This is a genomic window from Streptomyces sp. NPDC002784, from assembly GCF_053592135.1.
Map to the genome: position 1 here is coordinate 30,039 of NZ_JBSFVD010000030.1, position 22,542 is coordinate 52,580.

General features: G+C 72.3%; 18 protein-coding genes and 1 pseudogene. 12 read left to right on the forward strand and 7 right to left on the reverse strand.

Annotation, left to right across the window (positions count from 1 at the left end; genetic code table 11):
* Positions 1–101 precede the first annotated feature (101 nt).
* The 4 genes from ACWD1Z_RS32440 to ACWD1Z_RS32455 are packed head-to-tail and all read right to left on the reverse strand — an operon-like array spanning position 102 to position 3,942.
* On the reverse strand, positions 102–1,103 hold the full coding sequence (locus ACWD1Z_RS32440; RefSeq protein ID WP_451123656.1) for a DNA-3-methyladenine glycosylase family protein: 1,002 nt from the start codon (positions 1,101–1,103) through the stop codon (positions 102–104).
* A gap of 59 nt (positions 1,104–1,162) precedes the next feature.
* Positions 1,163–2,464, reverse strand: coding sequence for a coenzyme F420-0:L-glutamate ligase (locus tag ACWD1Z_RS32445; RefSeq protein WP_451123658.1), 1,302 nt, complete (start codon positions 2,462–2,464; stop codon positions 1,163–1,165).
* Positions 2,461–3,420, reverse strand: a complete 960-nt coding sequence (gene cofD / locus ACWD1Z_RS32450; protein ID WP_451123660.1) for a 2-phospho-L-lactate transferase — start codon at positions 3,418–3,420, stop codon at positions 2,461–2,463. The genes ACWD1Z_RS32445 and cofD overlap by 4 nt, the downstream gene beginning before the upstream one ends.
* A gap of 33 nt (positions 3,421–3,453) precedes the next feature.
* Entirely contained in the window at positions 3,454–3,942 is a 489-nt protein-coding gene (locus ACWD1Z_RS32455) for a cysteine dioxygenase (protein WP_389418409.1), read from the reverse strand.
* Positions 3,943–4,599: 657 nt separating this feature from the next.
* Between ACWD1Z_RS32455 and ACWD1Z_RS32460 the strand changes: the two genes are divergently transcribed.
* The 3 genes from ACWD1Z_RS32460 to ACWD1Z_RS32470 all read left to right on the forward strand — a co-directional run bounded on the left by ACWD1Z_RS32460 (position 4,600) and on the right by ACWD1Z_RS32470 (position 10,174).
* Positions 4,600–4,863: a WhiB family transcriptional regulator gene (locus ACWD1Z_RS32460; protein WP_010034659.1), complete on the forward strand. Its 264-nt coding sequence runs from the start codon at positions 4,600–4,602 to the stop codon at positions 4,861–4,863.
* 170 nt (positions 4,864–5,033) lie between these two features.
* Complete coding sequence (locus ACWD1Z_RS32465; protein WP_451123663.1) at positions 5,034–8,684, forward strand: glycosyltransferase; 3,651 nt, start codon at positions 5,034–5,036, stop codon at positions 8,682–8,684.
* Positions 8,681–10,174, forward strand: a complete 1,494-nt coding sequence (locus ACWD1Z_RS32470; protein ID WP_451123665.1) for a DUF5719 family protein — start codon at positions 8,681–8,683, stop codon at positions 10,172–10,174. Before ACWD1Z_RS32465 ends, ACWD1Z_RS32470 begins: the two co-directional genes overlap by 4 nt.
* A gap of 17 nt (positions 10,175–10,191) precedes the next feature.
* Here ACWD1Z_RS32470 and ACWD1Z_RS32475 read toward each other — a convergent pair whose 3' ends face one another.
* Positions 10,192–10,641, reverse strand: coding sequence for a metallopeptidase family protein (locus ACWD1Z_RS32475; protein WP_451123667.1), 450 nt, complete (start codon positions 10,639–10,641; stop codon positions 10,192–10,194).
* Between the two features lie 253 nt (positions 10,642–10,894).
* On the opposite strand from ACWD1Z_RS32475, the gene ACWD1Z_RS32480 reads away from it, so the two are divergent.
* The 6 genes from ACWD1Z_RS32480 to ACWD1Z_RS32505 all read left to right on the forward strand — a co-directional run bounded on the left by ACWD1Z_RS32480 (position 10,895) and on the right by ACWD1Z_RS32505 (position 16,612).
* Positions 10,895–11,362, forward strand: coding sequence for a DUF3499 domain-containing protein (locus tag ACWD1Z_RS32480; protein WP_389418413.1), 468 nt, complete (start codon positions 10,895–10,897; stop codon positions 11,360–11,362).
* 110 nt (positions 11,363–11,472) lie between these two features.
* Positions 11,473–12,837, forward strand: coding sequence for a phosphomannomutase/phosphoglucomutase (locus ACWD1Z_RS32485; RefSeq protein ID WP_451123670.1), 1,365 nt, complete (start codon positions 11,473–11,475; stop codon positions 12,835–12,837).
* Between the two features lie 124 nt (positions 12,838–12,961).
* A complete protein-coding gene (locus ACWD1Z_RS32490) occupies positions 12,962–13,132 on the forward strand; it encodes a Trm112 family protein (RefSeq protein ID WP_020940431.1) in 171 nt (56 codons plus the stop codon).
* Positions 13,133–13,156: 24 nt separating this feature from the next.
* Positions 13,157–14,290, forward strand: coding sequence for an SIS domain-containing protein (locus ACWD1Z_RS32495; protein ID WP_451123672.1), 1,134 nt, complete (start codon positions 13,157–13,159; stop codon positions 14,288–14,290).
* Positions 14,291–14,354: 64 nt separating this feature from the next.
* Positions 14,355–15,506 carry a mannose-6-phosphate isomerase, class I gene (manA, locus tag ACWD1Z_RS32500; protein ID WP_451123674.1) on the forward strand — a complete coding sequence of 384 codons (1,152 nt, stop codon included), beginning with the start codon at positions 14,355–14,357 and terminating at the stop codon, positions 15,504–15,506.
* A gap of 125 nt (positions 15,507–15,631) precedes the next feature.
* Positions 15,632–16,612: a cation diffusion facilitator family transporter gene (locus ACWD1Z_RS32505; protein WP_451123676.1), complete on the forward strand. Its 981-nt coding sequence runs from the start codon at positions 15,632–15,634 to the stop codon at positions 16,610–16,612.
* Positions 16,613–16,763: 151 nt separating this feature from the next.
* Here ACWD1Z_RS32505 and ACWD1Z_RS32510 read toward each other — a convergent pair.
* Positions 16,764–17,280, reverse strand: a pseudogene (locus ACWD1Z_RS32510) (fructose PTS transporter subunit IIB); the annotation flags it as partial.
* Positions 17,281–17,793: 513 nt separating this feature from the next.
* Here ACWD1Z_RS32510 and ahcY point away from each other — a divergent pair.
* Positions 17,794–19,251, forward strand: coding sequence for an adenosylhomocysteinase (gene ahcY / locus ACWD1Z_RS32515; protein ID WP_451123678.1), 1,458 nt, complete (start codon positions 17,794–17,796; stop codon positions 19,249–19,251).
* A gap of 172 nt (positions 19,252–19,423) precedes the next feature.
* Positions 19,424–20,038 (forward strand): hypothetical protein, encoded by a 615-nt coding sequence (locus ACWD1Z_RS32520; RefSeq protein WP_451123680.1) that lies wholly within the window; start codon positions 19,424–19,426, stop codon positions 20,036–20,038.
* Positions 20,039–20,092: 54 nt separating this feature from the next.
* Here the strand turns inward: ACWD1Z_RS32520 and ACWD1Z_RS32525 are convergent, their stop codons facing one another.
* Entirely contained in the window at positions 20,093–21,070 is a 978-nt protein-coding gene (locus ACWD1Z_RS32525) for an RDD family protein (RefSeq protein WP_451123682.1), read from the reverse strand.
* 130 nt (positions 21,071–21,200) lie between these two features.
* Between ACWD1Z_RS32525 and ACWD1Z_RS32530 the strand changes: the two genes are divergently transcribed.
* Complete coding sequence (locus tag ACWD1Z_RS32530) at positions 21,201–22,208, forward strand: stage II sporulation protein M (RefSeq protein ID WP_451123684.1); 1,008 nt, start codon at positions 21,201–21,203, stop codon at positions 22,206–22,208.
* Positions 22,209–22,542 lie beyond the last annotated feature (334 nt).

Below are 22,542 nucleotides of genomic sequence, written 5' to 3' on the forward strand. Positions count from 1 at the left end.
CGAGGCCCCTTCAGGGCCGACAGCGGGGTCTGGGGGCGCAGCCCCCAGGGAGGGACGGGTAGGGGCGGCGGGGGCGAGGAAACCCCCCGCCCGCACCCACGTCACAACCGCCCGATATCCCCCACAGGCATCCGCGGCGCCCGCCGCCCCGGCACCCTCCCACTCAGCAGAATCAACCGCGCCGCCCGATGCCGCTGCCCCGCATACGGCTCCAGCAGCGACAGCATCACCGCGTCATCCGCGTCCCGATCCCCCGCGAGCGCGAACCCCACGATCCCCGGCAGATGCAGATCCCCCACGGTCACCGCATCCGCCGCCCCATGACTGCGCTGCACCACTTCCGCAGAGGTCCAGGGCCCCACCCCCGGCACCACCTCCAGCCGCGCCCGCGCATCCTCCGGCGCCATCCCCACCGCCTGCTCCATCCGCGCAGCCACCCGCACGCACCGCAGAATCGTCGACGCCCGCTTGTTGTCCACCCCCGCCCGATGCCACTCCCAGGACGGAATCAACGCCCACGTCCGCGCATCCGGCATCACACACATCCGCCCCGGCACGGGCCCGGGCGCCGGCTCCCCGAACTTCCGCACCAGCAACCGCCACGCCCGATACGCCTCATCGGTCGTGACCTTCTGCTCGAGAATCGACGGAATCAACGACTCCAGCACCAGCCCGGTCCGCGTCAGCCGCAGCCCCGGCCGCCGATGCCGGGCCAACGCCACCACCCGGTGCCGGGGCACGAACGCCTCGGGATCATCCGCGGCACCCAGCAATTCCGGCACCCGCTCCAGCAGCCACTCGGCCCCGGGCCCCCACGCCTCCGCCCGGACCCCCGCCCCCTGCGCGGCCACCCGCAAGGTCCCGGGCCCGAGGGGCGTACGACTGGCCCGCCACACGGACCCGTCGGGCATCGCCCGAAACGTGGGATCCCCGGGCCCGCGCCGCAACGGCCCGAGCACCAGACCCAGATCGAGCGGCCCCGGAGGCACATACGTCCGCACCCGCCCCGCCACCGCGGCCTGCCGCGGCAGACCGGCGGGCACACCGGCCTGCCCCCCGCGCACGGTCGTACGCGTGGGCCGAGGAGCGAAACGTCCAGCCACGATCGGTGTCCTAGGGAGAGGAGGGGAACCCTACGAGGGTAGGCCGAAGCCGCCGTACGTCAGCGCACCTCGATGAAAGTCCCGGCGTCCCGCCCGGCACGCGGCCGGGGCTCCTCCGCGGGATGCCCCACGGCCACGGCCCCCATGGGATCCCACTCCTGCGGCAGCCCCAGCACGTCCCGCACGACCTCGCGGCAGAACATCGTCGACGACACCCACGCCGACCCGAGCCGCTCCCCGGCCAGCGCCACGAGGAAGTTCTGCACCCCGGCCCCGGCGGCCACCACGAACATCTCCCGCTCGGCGGCGTCCCGCCGCGGATCACCGTAGGTGTGCGATCCGTCCATGACGAGACACGGCACCACCAGGTAGGGCGCGTTGCGCAGCACGTCCCCCCGCCGCACCCGCTTGGCGATGGACTCCTCGCTCTTGCCGTCCCGCCGCAGATCCGCGATCCAGGCGTCCCGCATCGCGTCGAGCAGCCGCACCCTGGACTCCGCCGACTCCAGCAGCACGAACCGCCACGGCGTCGTGTGATGCGGCGCCGGCGCCGTCACGGCCGCGGCGACCGCCCGGCGCACCGCCCCGGGGTCGACGGGTTCGTCGGTGAAGGCCCGGACCGTACGGCGCTGGGTGACCGCGAGCCGCACCGCCTCGGAGGTCCCCAGCCGGAACATGTCGTCGCGCCCGCCGCGCACCATGGCGCGCGCCCCCTCGCCGTCGTCCCCCGACAGCACGTGCGGCAGCCCGCGCACCACGGCCACGGGCAGTCCGGCGGCCTTGCCCTTCACCAGGTCACCGGCGGCGGCCAGTTCGTCCGCGGTCGCGACGACGGTCGCGGCGAGCGGATTGCCGTACGCGTCCGTGCCGCCGCGCAGGTCGTCGAGCACCCGCACCCCGGCGGCGCCGATCGCCACGTCCGTGAGCCCCGAACGCCAGGGGCGCCCGAAGGTGTCGGTGACGATCACCCCGACGTCGACGCCGAGGGCGTCCCGCAGTCCGTCCCGGATCGCGCGCGCGGACGCGTCCGGGTCCTCGGGCAGCAACAGCACTGTCCCGGCCGGGGTGTTGGAGGCGTCGACCCCGGCCGCGGCCATGACCAGGCCCTGCCGGTTCTCGACGATCCGCAGCGGGCCGCGGCGCGCCACGACCCGTACGGTCTCGGCGTCGATCGCGGCCTCCCGGTCGGCCGCGCGCACGACCCGGCCCTCCGCCTTGGACACGATCTTGGAGGTGACGAGCAGCACATCTCCGTCGGCCAGCGCGGGCTCCGCCGCCGCGATCAGCTTGGCGAGATCCTCGCCCGCCGCGACCTCGGGGAGTCCGGGCACGGCCCAGACCCGGTAGGAGACCTCGCTCACACCCCCCGCACCTCCTCGGCCAGCGCCAGCGCCGCACGCGCCATCCGCGCGCTCGCGTCGAGGTCGGTCATCATCAGCGGTACGGCCCGGCAGCGGATGCCGGCCGACTCGATCCGCTCCACCGAAGCGGCGTCCACGGTGTCGACGAGCCAGCCGTCGAGCAGCCCCGAGCCGTAGTGCTCGGCGACCGCAGCGGCCGTCGACTCCACGCCGACCGCCGCGAGCACCTTGTCCGCCATCCCGCGCACGGGCGCGTCCCCGACGATGGGGGACAGGCCCACCACCGGCACCCCGGCGTCGGCGATGGCCTCCCGGATGCCGGGCACGGCGAGGATCGTGCCGATGGAGACGACCGGGTTCGACGGCGGGAACAGGACGACGTCCGCCTCGGCGATGGCCTCCAGGACGCCCGGGGCGGGCTTCGCCTGCTCGGCGCCGACCGGCACGACGGCCTCGGCGGCGACGGAGGCCCGCAGCCGTACCCAGTACTCCTGGAAGTGGACCACCTTGCGCGCGCCGTCCAGCTCGACGGCGACATGGGTCTCCACGCGGTCGTCGGTCATCGGGACGAGCCGGACGCCGGGCTGCCACCGGTCGCACAGCGCCTCGGTGACCGCGCTCAGCGGATAGCCGGCGCCGATCATCTGGGTCCGCACGATGTGCGTGGCGAAGTCCCGGTCACCGAGTCCGAACCACTCGGGCCCCACACCGTAGGCCGCGAGCTCCTCCTTGAGGTGGAAGGTCTCGTCGGCCCGCCCCCAGCCCTGCTCCTCGTTGATGCCGCCGCCGAGGGTGTACATCACCGTGTCGAGGTCCGGGCAGACCTTCAGCCCGAAGAGGTGGATGTCGTCGCCGGTGTTGCCGATCACGGTGATGTCCGCGTCCGGCGCGGCCTGCTTCAGACCGCGCAGGAACCGGGCACCGCCGATGCCGCCTGCCAGAACCACAATGCGCATGGAGCAAGCATGGCAGGCGGGTCCGACAACGCGTCAGGCGGTAACGACCTCGCAGGCCGGGGCGGGGTGCATCGGCATCTCCGTCAGTCCCGGGTAGTAGACGTGCAGGCTCACCGCCGGCTCCAGCGCGTCGTTGACCACCTCGTGCGCGTAGCCCGGCGCGAACACCCGCTGCGCACCGGGCGCCAACGCGCGCGTGCCGCGTTCGGTGCGCTCGGTCAGCGTGCCCGCCAGGACGGTCAGGACGCCGGAGGAGGGGCCGTGGTCGTGCAGTCCGCTGCCCTGTCCGGGCACCCAGGACAGCAGCCAGACCTCGTAGCCGGGGCCGGTGCGCAGCCGGTGGTACCAGCGGGAGGTGGCGTCGTAGCGGACGAGGTGCTCCCACTGGGAGCGGTCGGCGGCGATGGAGCGGGCCAGGCCGACGAACTCGGAGACGGTGGCCGGGTGCTCGCGCGGAGCCTGGAGGAGGTGCGGGACTTCGAGGATGTCGCCGGCGATCTGGAGGTCGCTGTCGCTGTTCATGGGTGGGGTGGTTCCTCAGTGAAAGAAGGTCAGAGGGGAACAAGGAACCGAGTCGCTGGGGACGGGACCCGGCCTGCAGCTGGAGCGGGAACGGCTCAACAGCTGGGACAGCAACAACAGCCGCGGCGAGCGTGGACAGCACCGAGGGACCCGGCGGTGCGGGTCGAGGTGAGTGCCAAGTTCGCGAGCATGCCCACAAGGACAGCGGTTCACACCTTCACTGTCAACCCGACCCCCGGTATGTGGGACGTGGTTCACCTCATCCGGTTCATCTGGCTGACGAAAGGTTTGTGCACGCGGCACCCGGGACACATGGCGCTCTACCGGGCGCACAAGCCTCGTTGCCGTCCCGTGATCCGACTGTGATCCGGTTCGCTTCGGCGCGCGCGTCGGAACGAGATCGAACTCCTGGGCGTCCTTGTCCGTACTAGCCCTGTACGGGCCGGAGGCCCTCGTGGGTCCTCTCCGCGTGTCAAGGTTTATGCCGATTTGAACACTTTCCGCTAGGCCTTGGTTCCGCAGAGTGAATAAGGGGCCCAATAGCAGATCTCGGCTTGACTCGCCCGGAGCAGCACACTTGTAATTTCACTCGTGTCGTTCAGCCGGAATCGGTAACGGCTACATCACGGGGACGCGAAAGACGGACGAGGGGCGCACATGACCGAGACGGTGCAGCAACTGCTGGTCGACGACGCGGACGAGGAACTCGGCTGGCAGGAGCGCGCACTGTGCGCCCAGACCGACCCCGAGTCCTTCTTTCCCGAGAAGGGCGGCTCCACCCGCGAGGCCAAGAAGGTCTGCCTGGCCTGTGAGGTCCGCTCCGAGTGCCTCGAGTACGCCCTCGCCAACGACGAGCGCTTCGGCATCTGGGGCGGTCTGTCCGAGCGTGAGCGCCGCCGCCTGAAGAAGGCCGCCGTCTGACCGGACGGCACCGCCGCACGCGATCAGCGGCCCGTCGCACGTGGGTTGTCCACAGGCGGCGGGCCGTCCGCATGCCCAGCCGATAGTGTGGGCGCTCGTCCGAGACGCCCCGCTGTCCCCCAGGGGCACAGGCGTCCACCGCAGTCCACCGAACCGGGGCCCGTACCTCGATGTCCGTGCACAGCCACTCGGCAGCCCAGCAAGACCCGGCTGCCTCGCCAGAGTTCCCGCGTCACGTGGTGACCGCGGTCCTCGTCTCCCACGACGGTGCCCGCTGGCTGCCCGACGCGCTCGCCGGGCTGCTCGGCCAGGAGCGCCCGGTCCAGTCCGTTGTGGCCGCCGACACCGGCAGCGCCGACGACTCCGCCCAGCTGGTCACCGAGGCCCTCGGCGCCGACCGTGTCCTGCACCTCGCCCGGCGCACCGGCTTCGGCCAGGCCGTCGAGGAGGCCGCCCGCACCGCGCCGGTCCTCACCCCCGACGAGCTGCCGTACCTGAAGCGGCCGAGCGGCTGGGACCCGGTCACGCGCAGCTGGCGCGACGACGCCTACGACATGCCGGAGCTCCCGCACGGCGAGCCCGTCCAGTGGCTGTGGCTGCTGCACGACGACTGCGCCCCCGAACCCGACGCCCTGGCCCAGCTGCTGCGGGTGGTCGACAACGAGCTGGAGCTCGGCCGCGACGACGTCGCCGTCGTCGGCCCCAAGCTGCGCGGCTGGTACGACAGACGGCAGCTGCTGGAGGTCGGCGTCTCCATCGCCCACTCCGGCCGCCGCTGGACCGGCCTGGACCGCCGTGAGCAGGACCAGGGCCAGCACGACCACGTCCGGTCCGTGCTCTCCGTGTCCACCGCCGGCATGCTGATCCGCCGCGATGTCTTCGAACGGCTCGGCGGCTTCGACCGGCGCCTGCCCCTGATGCGGGACGACGTCGACCTGTGCTGGCGCGCCCAGTCGGCCGGCCACCGCGTCCTCATCGCCCCCGAGGCCGTCGTACGCCATGCCGAGGCCGCCTCCCGCGAGCGCCGCACCGTCGACTGCGCGGGCCGCACCACGGCCTCCCCGCACAAGGTCGACAAGGCCGGCGCCGTCTACACCCTGCTCGTCAACAGCCGCTCGGCCGTGCTGCCCTGGGTGCTGCTGCGCGTGATCCTCGGCACCCTGCTGCGGACCGTCGCCTATCTCGTCGGCAAGGTGCCCGGACAGGCCCTGGACGAGATCCGCGGGCTGCTGGGCGTGCTGCTGCGACCCGAGCGGATCATCGCCGGACGGCGCGTCCGGGGCCGCCCGGTCGTCGACAAGGACGAGCTGCGGCCGCTGTTCCCGCCGCCCGGCGCGACCGTGCGGGCCACCGTGGAGCAGGCCGCGGGCAGTCTCCTCGGCAGCTCCGACGCCGAGGCCACCGCCGGTGCCGGACGGCACGGCGGCGGCATCGAGTCCGGACCCGGCGGCGACGACGCGGAGTTCCTGGAGATCGAGCAGTTCGCCCGCCTCAAGCGCATCGCCCGCAAGCCCGGCCCGGTGCTCTTCCTGGTGCTGCTGCTCGTCTCGCTCGCCGCCTGCCGCGAGCTGCTCGGCGCCGGCGCCCTCGCGGGCGGCGCCCTGCTGCCCGCCCCGGCCGACGCCGCGGAGCTGTGGGCGCACTACCTGGACTCCTGGCACCCGGTCGGGACCGGCGGCACCGCGTCCGCGCCCCCGTACCTCGCGCTCGTGGCGATGCTCGCCTCGGTGCTGTTCGGCTCGGCCGAACTCGCGGTGACCGTCCTGCTCGTCTGCTCGGTGCCGCTGGCCGGGCTCACCGCCTACTTCGCCTCCCGCCCGCTCGTTCCCTCGCGCCTGCTGCGCGCGTGGGCGGCCGTCGCCTACGCCTTCCTGCCCGCCGCGACCGGCGCCCTCGCCGGAGGCCGCATCGGCACCGCCGTCCTGGCCGTCCTGCTGCCGCTCGCCGCACGCGCGGGCGTCACCGCCGCCGGCCTCGCGAACAGCTCCGGCGCGCGCGGCAGTTGGCGCGCCACCTGGGCGTACGCCCTGCTGCTGACCGTCACCACGGCCTTCACGCCGATCGTGTGGCCGATCGCGCTGCTGCTGGGCGTGGCCCTGCTCGCCGTGCGCCGCACCGACATCACCGCCTACGGCCTGCGCTTTTTGGCGCAGCTCGGCACCCCGCTGCTGGTCCTCGCGCCCTGGTCGCTGACCCTGCTCCCGTTCGGCTTCTTCGACGAGGCCGGCCTGGAGTACGGCTCCTCGGCCGCCGGCGCCCTGGACCTGCTCGGCGCCAGCCCCGGCGGCCCCGGCACGGTCAGCGGGCTGATGCTGATCGGCGTCGTGCTGGCCGCGCTGGCCGCCCTGCTGCGCTCGGAACGCCAGTTTGGCATCTGGACGGCCTGGGCGGTCGCCCTGACGGGCCTCGTCCTCGCCGTCCTGTCCAACGGCTCCACCTGGGCCGGCCCCGCCACCCTCGTCTACGGCATCGCGCTGCTGGCCGCCGCCCTGCTCGGCGCCGACGGGGCACGCGCACGCGTGGCCGAGCAGAGCTTCGGCTGGCGCCAGCCCGTCGCCGCGCTGATCGCCCTCGCCGCCGCCGTGGGCCCGCTGCTGGTCGCCGCCGGCTGGATGATCGACGGCGCCGACGGGCCGGTGGAGCGGCGCGACCCGGTGCAGGTGCCCGCGTTCGTCGCCGAGGAGAGCGGCAACCGCGACCAGACCCGCACCCTCGTCCTCGACAGCGACTCCGCGGCCCACGTGAGCTACACCCTGGTCCGCGGCTCCGGCGCCCGCCTCGGCGACGGCGAACTCGCCGCGGCCGACGGCGAGAACGAGGGCCTCGACAAGATCGTCGCCAACCTCGTCGCCGGGTCCGGCGCCGACCAGTCCGACCAGCTCGGCAAGTTCGCCGTGGCCTACGTCCTCGTCCACAAGGGCGCGCCCCGCGACGTCACGCGCGTGCTGGACGCGACGCCCGGTCTGAGCCGGCTCAGCCAGCAGCACGGCAGCGCGCTGTGGCGGGTCGACCAGGAGGTCGCCCGCGCGACGATCGTCACCGGGTCCGGCGAGCCGCAGCCCGTGGCCGCGGGCCCCGTCGAGATCCACACCACCGTGCCCGAGGGCGCCGACGGCCGTACCCTGCGGCTGGCCGACACCGCCGACGAGGGCTGGACGGCCACCCTGGACGGCACGCCACTGACGCCCACCACGGTCGACGGCTGGGCGCAGGGCTTCGAACTCCCCGCCTCCGGCGGCAGGCTGGACGTCACCTTCGAGGACCCGGTCGGCCACACCGCCTGGCTGTGGGTCCAGGGCGCCCTCGCCGTCGTCCTCGTCGTCCTCGCCCTGCCCGGCCGCCGCCGCGACGTCGACGACGACCTCCCCGAGGAGCCGGCGATCCCCGCCCAGGCCGTGTCCGGCGAGGGCCGCCGCGCCCGCCGCCTGCGCGCCCAGGCGGAGGCCGAGGAGCAGGGCCGCCCCGACGACTTCCCGTCTCCCCCGCAGGAGGCGCCCCCCGTCCCGGTCCCGCAGCAGCAGCCCTACGGCGCGTACGACACCCCGCACTACGCGGGCGCCCCCGAGTACGGCGGCTACGGCGAGCAGTACCAGAACGGCCAGGCGTACCCGGCGAACGGCTACGACCAGGGCTACCAGGCGGATCCGTACCAGGCCGGCCAGTACGACCCGTACGCCCACGGCGGACAGCACCAGCAGGGCACGTACGACCAGGGCCAGTACGACCAGACGTACCAGCAGGGTTACGACCCCGGCTACGACCCGCAGCAGCCGCAGCAGCCGCAGCACGGAGCCGAGCGTCCCGACGGGAGCCAGCAGTGAACCGCACCACCCTCTCCCTGCTCGCCGGTGTGACCGCGCTCGCCGCCGTCACCGGATACGCCACCCTGAGCGCCCCCGAGGCATCCGGCAGGGACAGCGCCGAGGCGGCGGCCGTGCTGCCCGTGGAGCGCACGAGCCTGCTCTGCCCGTCGCCGAGCACCTCCGACCTCGCGGAGACGGCGTACACCTCCTTCACGCCCGTCACGAAGGGCACCGGCAGCGGCGGCAAGGCCGAACTCTCCGCCGCGGCCGGGCAGTCGGCGGAGGAACAGGAGAAGAGCGACAAGAAGGCGGACGGCAAGCCGGTCCTGGAGGCCGAGGAGCCTGGCAAGCCGGTCGCCTCGGACGCCTCCGGCGCCGACTCGCCCGCGCTGATCGGCACCGCCGACGGGAAGTCCGCCCCCGGCTGGACGGTCCAGCAGACCACGGAGGTCACCGCCGGCACCGGACGCGGCCTGCAGGGCGTCAACTGCACCGCCCCGGACACGGAGTTCTGGTTCCCGGGCGCCAGTACGGCGACGGACCGCACGGACTATGTGCACCTGACCAACCCGGACGACTCCGCGGCCGTCGTCGACATCGAGCTGTACGGCAAGGACGGGCCCCTGGAGACCACCGTCCCGGACGGCATCACGGTCGCGCCGCACTCCACCGAGCCGGTCCTGCTGTCCACGCTCGTCGACGAGAAGCAGACCAACCTGACCGCGCACGTCAGCGTCCGCAGCGGCCGCGTCGGCGCCGCGGTGCAGGCCCTGGACGACAAGCTCGGCGGCGACTGGCTGGCCGCCTCCGCGGACCCCACGGGCAGCCTGGTGCTGCCCGGCATCCCCAAGGACGCCACCGCGGTACGCCTGGTCGCCTTCACCCCCGGCGGCTCCGATGCCGACCTGAAGGTCCAGCTCGCCTCCCCGTCCGGCCTGATCACCCCGGCCGGGAACGAGACGCTGCATGTGAAGTCGCGCATGACGTCCGCGATCGACCTCGGCGACATCACGCGCGGCGAGGCGGGCTCGGTGGTCCTGACCCCCACGGACCGCTCGGTGCCGGTGGTGGCCGCGCTCCGGGTGGTCCGGGGCAAGGGCGCCGACCAGGAGACGGCGTTCATCCCGGCCACCAGGCCGGTGGGCACGCGCGCGACGGCCGCGGCGAACACCGCGAAGGGCACGACCCTGTCCCTGACCGCCCCGACCGCCACGGCGAAGGTCGAGGTCACGGCATCGGCGGGCACCGAGGGCGGCACGGAGGCCTCCCGGACGTACACGATCAAGAAGGGCACGACCCAGGACGTCGACCTCCCGGCGCCGGACGGCCTGAAGGGCACGTACGCGCTCACGGTCGAGACGGTCTCGGGCGGCCCGGTCCACGGCTCCCGGACGCTGTCCTCGCCCCAGGGGAGCGTCCCGGCCTTCACGGTCCAGACCCTGCCGGACGACCGCGGGACGGTGAAGGTCCCGGAGGCGGAGCAGGACCTGTCGGTGCTCCAGGAGTAGTCCAGGAGCAGGCGGGCTCAGTCCTCCCCGTACCGCGGATCCACCGTCTCGGGAGTGAGCCCCAGCAGGTCCGCCACCTGCTCGACGACGACCTCGTGCACCAGCGCGGCCCGCTCGTCGCGTCCCTTGGTGCGGATCTCCACGGGCCGCCGGTAGATGACCACCCGCGCCGGCCGCCCCTCCCGCGCCGCGATGGACCCGCCCAGCGGCACGGCCTCGTCGTTCCAGCCCTGGCCCGCGCCGTTCAGGGGCGGCACCTCCAGGACCAGGAAGTCGATGTCGGCCAGCTGCGGCCACCGCCGCTCCAGGCGCTCCACGGAGTCCTGCACCAAGTCGGCGAACGCCTCGGCACGGCTCGCCGCCAGCGGCACCTGCGGTGGCGCGATCGGCCCTCGCATGCCCCGGCCGTGGCGATCGCGACGGCGGGGCCCGGGGCCGGCGGCACGGGGTGGTACGGGGTTGTCCATCACTGGTGAAGCGTAGTCCTCGCGGCGACCGGGCGCCCGGCTCCACACGGCATCGGAGCCGCCGTCCACCGGCTCCGCACCCCCTGTCGCCGGATGACCGTTCCGGCCAAGGTTGGGCTCGATTCCGTATCTCTCGAAGACCGGCACTGTCGAGGCAATTGACGGGGTTTGTACCGGGTGTTGACCGGATCCCCTCCTGTCACATCGGCTGGAAACCGGCGTCGTCGCAGGTCAGTGAGGTGGGACAGAAGGGATGTGTGGGGCGTTTCACACCACGACACGGTGGAGTGACCTGAGGGAGAGTCGTCGCGGCCCGCTCAAGAGTGCGGTACCGTCCAACGTCGTGAGCCCTGTACGTCGCTGTTCGCGCACCGCTTGCGGCCGTCCCGCCGTCGCGACGCTGACGTACGTCTACGCCGACTCGACCGCGGTCCTCGGCCCGCTCGCGACCTACGCCGAACCCCACTGCTACGACCTGTGCGCCGAGCACTCCGAGCGCCTGACCGCCCCGCGCGGGTGGGAGGTCGTACGGCTCCTCGACGCCTCCGCCCCGGCCCGCCCCAGCGGCGACGACCTGGAAGCGCTCGCCAACGCCGTGCGCGAGGCGGCCCGCCCGCAGCAGCGCACCGCGCAGGCCGGGGGCGGCGGAGCCCGCTCGGCGGACCCGATGGAGGTCGCGCGCCGCGGCCACCTCAGGGTGCTGCGCTCCCCGGACAACTGACGCCACGTCACCCGGATCACGGCTGAGGGCCCGCTCGGGGATCGCACAGCGCGGTGTCCGTCCGTACGGGTAGTTTGTGCAGACCGACGGGACTTTCAGGAAGGTTGGCCGTGGCTGCTGATCTGTCACAGCTGGTGAAGGCGTACGACGTGCGCGGAGTCGTACCCGACCAGTGGGACGAGCCGCTCGCCGAGCTGTTCGGCGCGGCCTTCGCCCGGGTGACCGGCGCGAGCGCGATCGTGACCGGGCACGACATGCGCCCCTCGTCGCCCGGCCTCGCGGCGGCCTTCGCGCGCGGGGCTGCCGCACAGGGCGTCGACGTCACCGAGATCGGCCTGTGCTCGACGGACCAGCTGTACTACGCCTCCGGCGCGCTGGACCTCCCGGGCGCGATGTTCACGGCCTCGCACAACCCGGCCCAGTACAACGGCATCAAGATGTGCCGGGCCGGCGCGGCCCCCGTAGGCCAGGACACCGGCCTGACGGAGATCCGCGAACTGGTCGAGAAGTGGAGCGACTCGGGCGCCCCCAAGCCGGCGCGGACGACGGGAACGGTCACCCGCCGGGAGACGTTGGAGGATTACGCGGCCCACCTCCGCTCGCTCGTCGACCTGACCTCCATCCGCCCCCTGAAGGTCGTGGTCGACGCGGGCAACGGCATGGGCGGCCACACCGTGCCGACCGTCTTCGCGGGCCTGCCGCTGGACCTCGTGCCGATGTACTTCGAACTGGACGGCACCTTCCCCCACCACGAGGCCAACCCCCTCGACCCGGCGAACCTCGTCGACCTCCAGCGGCGCGTCCGCGAGGAGTCCGCCGATCTCGGCATCGCCTTCGACGGCGACGCCGACCGCTGCTTCGTCGTCGACGCCCAGGGCGACCCGGTCTCCCCCTCCGCCATCACGGCCCTGGTCGCCTCGCGCGAACTGGCCCGCCACGGCGGCAAGGGCACGGTCATCCACAACCTGATCACCTCCTGGTCGGTCCCCGAGGTGGTGCGGGAGAACGGCGGCACCCCGGTCCGCACGCGCGTGGGCCACTCCTTCATCAAGGCCGAGATGGCGAAGTCCGGCGCGATCTTCGGCGGCGAGCACTCCGCGCACTACTACTTCGCCGACTTCTGGAACGCGGACACGGGCATGCTGGCCGCGCTCCACGTCCTGGCGGCACTGGGCGGCCAGGACGGCCCGCTGTCGGCACTGGTCGCCCAGTACGACCGCTACGCGGGCTCGGGCGAGATCAACTCCACGGTCGCCGACCAGGGCGACCGCCTCCGGGCGGTCCGCGAGGCTTACGGCAGCCGCGACGATGTCACCCTGGACGACCTCGACGGCCTCACGGTCTCCGCCGCCGACTGGTGGTTCAACGTCCGCCCCTCCAACACCGAACCGCTGCTGCGGCTGAACGCCGAGGCACGGGACGCGGAGACGATGGCGAAGGTGCGGGACGAGGTCCTGGGAATCATCCGGGGCTGACGCGGGGCTCCCCGCGCGGGCGGTCCGATGCAACGCCAACCCCCTCCGCCCCCCAAGCCACCCGCCCCGGCGGTAACCTGACCAGGCACATCCGCGACACCCACCCGCCCCCGAAGGGACCCCCATGCCGCTCGAAGCCGGTCTCCTGGAGATCCTCGCCTGCCCGGCCTGCCACGCCCCCCTCAAGGAGCAGGACGCGGAGCTGATCTGCACAGGTCAGGACTGCGGCCTGGCGTACCCCGTCCGCGACGGCATCCCGGTCCTCCTCGTCGACGAGGCCCGACGCCCCGCGTAAACCCCGCCACGGAGGCTGCCGACCGTGCTCGACGAATCACTGCTCGACACCCCTGAGGCCCTCTCGGAGGCCGACCGCCGCGGCCTGCTGCGCGGAGCCGCCGAAGCCGGCGCCCGCGTCCGTACGGCCGCCCGGAACGCCGCCGAGGCCGGCGTGGCGGACCTCAAACCCGACGGCCGCCCCCGCGCGGTCCTCATCGCGGGCCCCGGCGCCGCCGCCGTCTGCGTCGCCGACCTGCTCGGCACGCTCGCCGGCGCGGTCAGCCCCGTCATCCGGCTGGCCCCCACCGGCGTGGCCCCGGCCGCCGGAGCCCTGCGCTGGGAGCTGCCCGGCTGGACCGGCTCCGTGGACCTGCTCCTGATCGCCACCCCGGACGGCACCGAGCCGGGCCTGTCCCTGCTGGCGGAGCAGGCCTACCGCCGCGGCTGCACCGTCGTGGCCGTGGCCCCGGCCGACACCCCCCTCGCCGAGGCCCTCGAGGCCTCCCACGGTCTGTTCGTGCCGATGGCGACCGCCCCCTACGAAGAGGGCGACACCCCCCTCTCCGCCGCCTCGGCCCCCGGCGTGCTCTGGGCGCTGCTCACCCCGCTGCTCGTGCTCCTGGACCGCATCGGCCTGCTGGCCGCCCCGGCCGACGCCCTGGAGAAGGTCGCCGACCGCCTCGACACGATCGCCGAGCGCTGCGGACCCGCCGTCGCGACGTACAGCAACCCCGCCAAGACCCTGGCCACGGAGCTAGCCGACGCGCTCCCGGTGATCTGGACCGAGGGCACCTCGGCCGGACCGGCGGGCCGCCGCTTCGCCGCCGCCCTCGCCGAACTCGCCGGCCGCCCCGGAGTCGTCTCCGAGCTGCCCGAAGCGCTCGCCGCGCACAGCGCCCTGCTCGCCGGCCGGATGGCCGCCGCCGCAGACCCGGACGACTTCTTCCGCGACCGGGTGGAGGAGGCCCCCGCGCTGCACGCGCGCGTGGTGCTGCTGCGGGACCGTCCCAGTGGCGGCCTCAGCGCCGCGTCCGCCGCCCGTGAGCTGGCCCTCAGCCACGACACGCCGATCAGCGAACTGGAACCGGAGGCCGGCGGTGAGCTGGAGACCCTCGCGGAGTTGATCGCCCTCACGGATTTCACCGCCGTTTACCTGTCGCTCGCTTCGGGCGTCTGATCTGGCCAGGACGCCCTGACCGTCGTACGCGGAGGAAACCCGCGTCGTACGCAGAGAGAACCGCATGGACCGCCTCGACAACACCGTCCGCCCCTACGCCTGGGGTTCCACCACCGCGATCCCGCAGTTGCTCGGGGCCGAACCCACCGGCGAACCGCAGGCGGAGATGTGGATGGGCGCCCACCCGGGCGCTCCCTCGCGCACCGGCCGGGGCACGCTCGTGGACGTCATCGACGCGGACCCGGAGCGGGAGCTCGGGCACGCGTGCGTGGCCAAGTTCGGGCCCCGGCTGCCCTTCCTGCTCAAGCTCCTCGCCGCCGGCGCCCCGCTCTCCCTCCAGGTCCACCCCGACCTGACGCAGGCGATGGAGGGGTACGCCGACGAAGAGCGCCGGGGCATCCCCCTCGACGCCGGCCACCGCAACTACAAGGACGCCAACCACAAGCCCGAACTGATCTGCGCCCTCACCGAGTTCGACGGCCTGTGCGGCTTCCGTGACCCGGTCCAGGCCGCCGGTCTGCTCGACGGCCTCGGCGTCGACTCCCTCAAGCCGTACGTCGATCTGCTGCACGCCCACCCCGAGGACGCGGCCCTGCGCGAGGTGCTCACCGCGATCCTCACCGCCGACCCGGACGAGATGACCCGCACGGTCACCGACGCCACGGCCGCCTGCGCCCGCCTCGGCGGCGCCTACACGCCGTACGCCGCACTCGCCCACCACTACCCGGGCGACCCCGGCGTCATCGCCGCGATGCTCCTCAACCACGTCCGGCTCCAGCCCGGCGAGGCCCTGTTCCTCGGCGCCGGCATCCCGCACGCCTACCTCAACGGCCTCGGCGTCGAGATCATGGCCAACTCCGACAACGTCCTGCGCTGCGGACTGACCCCCAAGCACGTCGACGTCCCCGAACTCCTGCGCATCGTCCGCTTCGAGGCCGCCGACCCGGGCGTACTGCGCCCGGAGGCGTCCCCGGACGGCGAGGAGGTCTACGACACCCCGATCGACGAGTTCCGGCTCTCCCGCTACGTCCTGCCCGAGGGCACCGCCGTCCACGACCTCACCCGCGCCACCGCGCAGATCCTGCTGTGCACGGCGGGTGCCGTCCGGGCGGGGGAGCACGAGCTGACCCCCGGTCAGTCGGTCTTCGTTCCCGCGGGCGAGAGGGCCGAGGTGAGCGGTGCGGGCACGGTCTTCCGCGCCACTGTGATCGTATGACCGGCGTTGTGGAGGCATGACGCGCCGCACCCGGGCAAGGCTGCAACAATGGCGCACCGGCAAAGGACGGGCAAAGCCACAAGGGGCTCTGCCCGGGACGGCGTACGAAGGGACAACGCGAACACATGAGCGCGTCAGGCGGCACCAAGGCGATCGTGGCGGCACTTGTCGCCAACCTCGCAATCGCGGTAGCGAAGTTCGTGGCGTTCCTGTTCAGTGGCTCGTCCTCGATGCTTGCCGAGTCGGTGCACTCGCTGGCCGACTCCGGCAACCAGGGCCTGCTGCTCGTCGGCGGCAAGAAGGCCAAGCGCGAGGCGACCCCGCAACACCCCTTCGGCTACGGCCGCGAGCGGTACATCTACGCCTTCCTCGTCTCGATCATCCTCTTCTCGGTCGGTGGCATGTTCGCCCTGTACGAGGGCTACGAGAAGATCAAGCACCCGCACGAGATCACGCACTGGTACTGGCCGGTGGGCGTCCTGGTCTTCGCGATCATCGCCGAGACCTTCTCCTTCCGCACCGCCATCAAGGAGTCCAACGCGCTGCGGGGCAAGAAGTCCTGGAGCGAGTTCGTCCGCCACTCCAAGGCACCCGAGCTGCCGGTCGTCCTGCTGGAGGACCTCGGCGCGCTGGTCGGCCTGATCCTGGCGCTCGCCGGTGTGAGCCTGGCCCTCGCCACCGGTGACGGCGTCTGGGACGGCATCGGCACCCTCTGCATCGGTGTGCTGCTCATCCTGATCGCGATCGTCCTGGCGATCGAGACCAAGTCGCTGCTGCTCGGCGAGGCCGCGGGCGTCGAGGAGGTCCGCAAGATCGAGGCCGCGGTCGTCGACGGCGACACCGTCACCCGCATCATCCACATGCGCACGCTGCACCTCGGCCCCGAGGAACTGCTCGTCGCCGCCAAGATCGCCGTCCAGCACGACGACACGGCCACCGAGATCGCCGCCGCCATCGACGCCGCCGAGTCGCGTATCCGCGCGGCCGTCCCGATCGCCCGCGTGATCTACCTGGAGCCGGACGTCTACAGCGAGGCCGAGGCGGCCCGCGGCGCCGACCGCGAGGCGTCGCCCGGCGGCCCGTCCCACGAGGGCACCGGCCACTGACGACCCGTCACGACGAAGGGGTCCGCCGAGTGGTTTGGCGGACCCCTTCGCCGTACGGCACGGGCGTCACAGACGCTCGGGCCACAGCGCCGCCTCCTGCGCCGGCCGCCGCCGCACCACCCGCGTCCCGATCGCGAGCACGAGCCCGAGCAGCATAGGCGATGTACCCGGACAGGATCGGCACCATCAGCGTGAAGCCGATGACACCGATGTCGTTCACGTCCATCCAGAAGGAGTTCTCCGGGGTGACCAGGCCGCCCGAGGGGTCGGTGTGCCCGCCGAGCGAGAGCGAGATCGCGATCAGCAGCCCGCACGGGCGCCGAGCGCGCCCGCTCGATCAGCCGCTCCGGGTGGTGAATGCCCTCGGCGACCCCGACGGTGAGGACTCGCTTGCCGACGAAACGGCTGAGGTCCACGTCCTTGTCCGCGGCGACGATGACGCCGTCCGCAGTGCTGACATCGTTGTCATCAGGGATGTTTTCAGCCCCGATGGATCCCTGGGTCTCCACCTTCATCTCGATGCCACGGCTCGCCGCGGCCTGCGTGAGCTTCTCCGCCGCGATGTACGTATGGGCGATGCCGGCCGGGCACGCGGTCACCGCGAGCAGCTTCAACCGCCGCTGCGCGCCGTCGCCGCCCGTGGGGGGAGGGCCGGCCGGTCTGGTCACGTCGATCTCCTCACGCCTTCGTCACTTCGGAACGCCGTCCCGGACGCCCCGCAAGACCGATCAGCACGTCCGATCTCTCGGCACTTCTGACCACCCCGCATCCTGCACACCTCCCGCCCGCTCAAAGGGCAAAAGCCCGATGACATCCCGTTATGCCCTGCCTGCCCTGCATGCCTTGCCATTCGCGGGTGTCTTGTTATCGCTGTTGCGACTCCTGTCGGACCCGCCGCCGACCCCGCCCGCCAGCCCCCCGCAGCCACCCGCGAGAGCCCGGTCCCCACGAAGGCGGGCTGGGGTGGCCGGGTCGTCCGGTGTAGCTTGGGTGGGAGCCAGACGTCGCTGCTGATGGCGGTCGGTCGGTCCCGACACGGACCGGCCGAGGGAGAGAGGGCCTCCGACGGACTGCGCTGCGCGCACGCGGGCATGCCTGTGTCCTCTTCGGGCACCCCTGTGTCCGCCGCCGCGCAGACCAGCCCTACCCACCTCGACCCACACCCCGAGGAGCAGCTCGCAATGACGACTGTCGAGAACCGACAGGACTTCAAGGTCGCCGACCTCTCCCTGGCCGAGTTCGGCCGCAAGGAGATCACCCTCGCCGAGCACGAGATGCCCGGCCTGATGGCGATCCGCAAGGAGTACGCCGAGGCCCAGCCGCTCGCCGGCGCCCGCGTCACCGGCTCCCTGCACATGACCGTGCAGACCGCCGTCCTCATCGAGACCCTGGTCGCCCTCGGCGCCGAGGTCCGCTGGGCATCCTGCAACATCTTCTCCACCCAGGACCACGCGGCCGCCGCCATCGCCGTCGGCCCGAACGGCACGCCCGAGAACCCGCAGGGCGTCCCCGTCTTCGCCTGGAAGGGCGAGACCCTGGAGGAGTACTGGTGGTGCACGGAGCAGGCGCTGACCTGGCCCAACAGCCCCACCGGCGGCCCGAACATGATCCTCGACGACGGTGGTGACGCCACCCTCCTCGTCCACAAGGGCGTCGAGTACGAGAAGGACGGCAAGGTCCCCTCGGTCGACACCGCCGAGTCCGACGAGCACCGCGTCATCCTCGAACTCCTGCACCGCACCATCACGGACGGCTCGCAGAAGTGGACCCAGCTGGCCTCCGAGATCCGCGGTGTCACCGAGGAGACCACGACCGGCGTCCACCGCCTGTACGAGATGCAGCGCGACGGCCACCTCCTGTTCCCGGCGATCAACGTCAACGACGCCGTCACCAAGTCGAAGTTCGACAACAAGTACGGCTGCCGCCACTCCCTGATCGACGGCATCAACCGCGCCACCGACGTCCTCATCGGCGGCAAGACCGCGGTCGTCTGCGGCTACGGCGACGTGGGCAAGGGCTGCGCGGAGTCCCTGCGCGGCCAGGGCGCCCGGGTGATCGTCACCGAGATCGACCCGATCTGCGCGCTCCAGGCGGCGATGGACGGCTACCAGGTCACGACCCTCGACGAGGTCATCGACAAGGCCGACATCTTCATCACCACGACCGGCAACAAGGACATCATCATGGCCTCGGACATGGCCAAGATGAAGCACCAGGCCATCGTCGGCAACATCGGCCACTTCGACAACGAGATCGACATGGCCGGCCTCGCTAAGATCCCCGGCATCGTCAAGGACGAGGTCAAGCCGCAGGTCCACACCTGGACCTTCCCCGACGGCAAGGTGCTCATCGTCCTCTCCGAGGGCCGCCTGCTGAACCTGGGCAACGCCACCGGCCACCCCTCGTTCGTGATGTCCAACTCCTTCGCGGACCAGACCCTGGCCCAGATCGAGCTGTTCACCAAGCAGTCGGAGTACCCGATCGGCGTCTACACCCTGCCGAAGCACCTCGACGAGAAGGTCGCCCGCCTCCACCTGGACGCGCTCGGCGTGAAGCTGACCACGCTCCGCCCCGAGCAGGCCGCGTACATCGGCGTCGAGGTCGAGGGTCCCTACAAGCCGGACCACTACCGCTACTGATCCGGACACCTACTGATCCGGACACCTTCTGGTCCGGACTCCCGGTGAGCGCGTGTGCACTGACGCGCTCACCGGCAGCAGGTACTCAGGGCAGGCCCCCGCACCCCCGTGCCGGGGGCCTGCCCGTCCGGCCCTCAGTGGCCGCAGCAGCCCGTCAAGACTCAGGACCCCCATGCCCCGCGGCCGGTATTCGCTCCACGATCCGCACGATCACACCCTCCTCGCAGAAGAACACTTCCACTGCGCGCCCGGCCCTTCCGGCTGGCGCTATGTCTCCCAGCTGACCACCCCGTCGGGCGATCACAGCGGATCCGTCGACCTCACCCTCGACGAACTCGGCCGCCCCATCCGCCTCGAACTCCACGCCGGCGGCTGGCAGGTGCGCGGTGCCGCCCTCGACGGCGTCACCTGGGTCCGTACTGACCCCGCAGGGGCCGACGCGACGGAAGGCAATGTGCGCGCCCACGCCTTCACCGGCACGTCCCCCGCGTTCCTGATCGCCACCACCCGTCTGCTGAACCTCACCCCCTCCGGATCCGCCACCCGCGTACGCCTCGTCGCCTTCACGGACCCAGTGCTCGCCCCACGCACCGTCGACCAGTCCTGGGCCCTGGTGAAAAGAGAAGCACACGCCACTGACAACGCCCCTCTGACCGTGGACGAATACCAGGTCACAGCCCTGGACACGGGGGAGCAGCACGTCGTGCACATCGCCGGGGACGTGGTCCTCGCGGCGCCCGGGATCGAGCTGGAGGAGCTTGAGTCCCCGCCGTCCTCGTTCGCCTGAAGGTCGGCCTGGACGTCCGCCTGACGATCGTTCGTGTGAGCGACCCCGCGGCGATCACGCAGGCGGCACGAAGCCGGTGCCGGGACGCTCGGCGGAGGGCTCCTCGTACGGCACGGGCGAAGTCGGGGGCGCAGGGCTCGGGGCGGGCGGCGCTTCGAAGGCGGGCTGGGCGGTGGGTCGCGCGGTGGGCGGTCCGGTGGGGGGTCCGGTGGGCGGTCCGTATGCACCCGGCGCCGGTGCAGGCTGGGGCCGGCCAGCGGTGGGCGCCGGGGCCGCCGTGGGTCCGCCGGCGAAGGCTCGCCGCGCTTCCCGGGCCTGCCGTTCCTGCACCACGGCGGCCAGATACGCCGCCGGCGGCACACCCGGCGGCACCTGCGTACCCGTACGAGCCGCCAGATCAGCCGCGAGGCGCTCCGCCATCGCCAGACCGACCTGCGGATCCAGCTGCTGCATCCGCGTCAGGTACTGCCGGACGGCGAGCCATAGCCCATCGGGCACCGCGGACAGATCCAGCCCCGAGAACCGCCCGGCCAGCCACGGCGGAGGCGGCGGCACGAAGCCGCTCCGGGTCTGCGGCACCCGCTCCCGTACGACGAGGGTCCCCGCGAACACATCCCCGAGCCGCCGCCCACGCGCCGAGACCAGTGACGCGATACAGGCGACGACCCCGAACGTCAGCAGAATCTCGATGACGCCGATCGCGCCCCGCACGAGCGCATGCCGGAAGCGGATCGGCCCGCCGTCGTCCCGCACCACACGCAGCCCGCAGGCCAGCTTTCCGAGCGAGCGCCCGTGGCTCAGCGTCTCGACCGCGATCGGCGCGCCCACCAGAACCAGAATGAACGACGCGATCGACACCGCGATCTGCGCCGCCTCGTCCAGGGACGCGGTGGCCGCCAGCAGACCTAGCGACACGGCGATATAAGCAGCGACGGCCACGATCAGATCGAGCAGCACGGCAAGCGCCCTGCTGGGCAGCCTCGCTGGGCGCAACTCCAGCGCCACCGCCTCGCCCGTCACCAGCTCACTCACGCCCGCCGTCCTTCCCCTGACCTGCCCCCGGAACGGCCAGTCTGCCAAGCTGAGGGCACATCGCGCCGCAGTACGACAAGCTGACATCCACGACGAGCCGCCGACGACCAGCCGAGGAGCAGGCACGCAGATGGACCTCGACGTCTTCGTCACCGCGCACCGGGCCGAGTGGGACCGCCTCGACACCCTGCTCCAGCGCCAGCGCCGCCTGACCGGCGCGGAGGCGGACGAACTCGTCGCTCTCTACCAACGCACGGCCACCCACCTCTCCCTGATCCAGTCCAGCGCCCCGGACCCGCAGCTGACCGGGCGGCTGAGCCAACTGGTGGCACGCGCGCGTAGCGCCGTGACAGGAACCCGACGCGCCTCCTGGCGCGACGCGACCCGCTTCCTCACGCACGGCTTTCCCGCCGCCGTCTACAAAGCACGACACTGGTGGGTGCCCACAGCGCTCCTGTCGACTCTCGTCGCCGCTCTCCTGGGCTGGTGGATCGGCGCGACCCCCGAAGTGCAGTCCTCCATCGCGGCGCCGAGCGAACTGCGTGAGCTCACCCGCCCCGGCGGCCAGTACGAGACGTACTACTCCAGCCACCCCGCCGCCTCCTTCGCGGCGCAGGTCTGGACGAACAACGCCCAGGCCGCCGCACTCTGCCTCGTCCTGGGCGTCTTCCTGGGCCTGCCCGTCCTCTGGATCCTCTTCCAGAACATGCTCAACCTCGGCGTCGGGATCGGCCTGATGTCATCCGCGGGACGTCTCGACACGTTCCTCGGCCTGGTCCTGCCCCACGGCCTGCTCGAACTGACGGCGGTCTTCGTCGCCGCCGGCACCGGCCTGCGCCTCGGCTGGACCGTCATCGACCCCGGCCCGCGCACCCGACGCACAGCCCTCGCCGCAGAAGGCCGAGCCGCTGTGGGCATGGCGATAGGCCTCGCCCTGGTCCTCTTCATCTCCGGCGCCATCGAAGGCTTCGTCACCCCGTCAGGCCTGCCCACCTGGGCCCGCATCACCATCGGAGTCGTCGCCGAGCTGGCCTTCCTCGCATACGTCTACGTCGTCGGCGGCCGTGCCGCGCGGGCCGGCGAGACGGGCGACGTCGAGGAAGCCGAGCGCGGCGCCACTGTGCCTACGGCTGCCTGATGTGCAGACACACCTGATGAGCTGCTAGTCTCCTCTTCGCCCCGAGAGAGCCGTTGACACGGATGGATCGGGGAGGTAGATTCGAACAGTTGCCTGGACTGGACACGCTCCGGTCGGCGACAGCGAGTATCTAGCTGCTTCTTGAAGTATCGATCAAATCGATTACTGAGAAGCCCCTCCCGATGAATCGGAAATGGGTAGCCGGTCAGGCAGGCCCGGAACTTCTGATAAAGTCGGATCCGCCGGAAAGGGAAACGCGAAAGCGGAAACCTGGAAAGCACCGAGGAAATCGGATCGGAAAAGGATCTGATAGAGTCGGAAACGCAAGACCGAA